General features: G+C 34.7%; 2 protein-coding genes. One reads left to right on the top strand and one right to left on the bottom strand.

Features of this window, described 5'->3' with window-relative positions:
* Positions 1-246 precede the first annotated feature (246 nt).
* Positions 247-954 (bottom strand): cytochrome c biogenesis protein CcdA, encoded by a 708-nt coding sequence (locus tag ACFVSH_RS25905; RefSeq protein ID WP_387595348.1) that lies wholly within the window; start codon positions 952-954, stop codon positions 247-249.
* Between the two features lie 245 nt (positions 955-1,199).
* Here ACFVSH_RS25905 and ACFVSH_RS25900 point away from each other — a divergent pair, with 245 nt between their 5' ends.
* Positions 1,200-1,373 (top strand): Spo0E family sporulation regulatory protein-aspartic acid phosphatase, encoded by a 174-nt coding sequence (locus ACFVSH_RS25900; RefSeq protein ID WP_387595346.1) that lies wholly within the window; start codon positions 1,200-1,202, stop codon positions 1,371-1,373.
* Positions 1,374-2,105 lie beyond the last annotated feature (732 nt).

Here is a 2,105-nt window from a genome sequence, read left to right as displayed (position 1 = left end):
GGTCAGGATTAGATATAATTCAATGGCTTCTCGTCCATTCCCGCCTCACTGACCACTGCATGTCCTGCTTTAGGTAAAATATTTGAAAGTATCATTCTCATAAACTTTGCATCTTCAACGAATAATATTCGGGCGAAAGCCTCTCTTTCTGATCGTTTAAACAGAAAAAAATTAAAAAATCACATCATAAAACCTAATTAAAGACAAACCATTTTGAATTTTATTGAAAAAATAGCTTATTATGGACTAAAATCCGGTAAAGCCACCGAATAGTCTAGACAGGACTGCGATTATTTTGGTCATCCAATCAAAAAACAAAACCACACCCATTACAATCATTAAATATCCGCCAATCTTCATGATGTATTGGCTGTACTTTTTGATCCATGTCAATTTTCCGACAAAGAAGGATAATATGAAAAACGGTATGGCAAATCCTAAAATATAGGCAGTCATATAGCTCATGGCCGCACTAGGATTAGTTGCACCCAGTGAAATGACAGCACCTAATAGCGGACCTGCACAAGGGGTCCATCCAGCCGCAAAGGCAAGTCCGATAAGAACGGAACCTATATATCCGCTAGGTCGGTTCTTAAATTCAAAACGACTGTCTTTCATCAAAGATTTCGGTTGAAAGATTCCTACAATGAATAAACCAAAAATGATAATCAGGATGGCCCCAATCTGACGAATTAATTCTTTATAATTCGAGAAAAAAGAACCTAGGTATGATGTGCTAAACCCTATTGCAATAAAAACCAGGGAGAACCCCAGGAGGAAGAATAAAGTATGCATCATGCTTCTTTTTTGGAGCATGGCGTTCTCGGATTTGATTTCACCAACACTCATACCAGTGATATAAGATAAAAAGGCCGGATATAGCGGTAAGCAGCATGGCGAAATAAAGCTCAGAAATCCCGCACCAAAAGCTAAAAAAATATTAATATCATCCAAATAAGCTCACTCCTATGTATGGCAACCTATAAACATTGTAACAAATAAGATAAAAAAATACATTTATGGAACTGTGAATATTTCATGACAACCAAATGCTTATAACTGGATGGGGCTCGGGATAAGTTAACTTATTTGAATTCATTAATCCAAGCCGATATAATTGTTATATTCATACATATTTTACAACGAACACATAAATTAAGGGTACCTTAAAAAAATGTTGGGGCCAGAAAGGAAAGATAATGGCTAAAAAGAATGAATTTCTCGAACAAATTGAATTAAAGAGAAATGAACTTATCAAGATTGTCGCTAAAGATGGTTTAAACTCGCATATTGCCGTTGAATATAGCCAGCAACTTGATCAATTATTAAATAAATATAATGAACTTTTTTATAAAACAGGTACAGATTTTTAACTCAGTTCATCTCCATTGATAACCACATATATTATTATATGAATTATTTTGCTGTCAATCTCCCTATTTTACATTCATTCTCAATTTGAATACTTAGGCATGACCTTTGCTATATAAAAAACAGGCAAGTGCTATGTGTGCTGCCTGTTTTCCTGTTTTATCATTTAAAATAATGCATATGTATCATGTTCCAATATCAACATCGGATGTCGGTGAATAGTTTGTCACAACAAGAACAATAGGAGATCCAGGCGTCCGGAACAGTAATCACAAGACTCCCTACCCCAAAGGCACCTGGTGTATGTGGATATGACCTCCATTTGGCTGCATAACATAAACACCTCATATGAGCTATTCTCATTACTTAATACAGGTTCTCACGAGGATTGCAAAAAGAATCGTTGCAAATGATTTGCCAACGAATTTATGAAGAGATGGAATTACTGACATAGATAATCAGGTCATACTGGATCCTAAGGTATCCTATATGAATTAAAATGGAGTTTCAGCCTAATGTAAATTACACTGTTGAAAAGGGAGAGCTTAAATTGAATACCACCAATAAAGGGTACAATCAAATTGTGAATGTTCATTATTTTAAATAACTTTAAGTAATAAGCAGTTTTAAACCTTTTCATATTCCGCCTATAATCAACAATTAAACAATCCGTTATTCTTGGCCGAGCCTTAATAAATATTATCGAACTACATATACTATGTCCTATATACATG

The organism is Peribacillus sp. NPDC058002 (assembly GCF_042886655.1).
Taxonomy (GTDB): Bacteria; Bacillota; Bacilli; order Bacillales; family DSM-1321; genus Peribacillus; species Peribacillus aracenensis.
This window is presented reverse-complemented; position numbering and strand designations above follow the sequence as displayed.

What these genes read in the sequence shown, in the direction of transcription:
- ACFVSH_RS25900 (WP_387595346.1), top strand. Translation starts at nt 1,200, where the DNA reads ATGGCTAAAAAGAATGAATTTCTCGAACAAATTGAATTAAAGAGAAAT.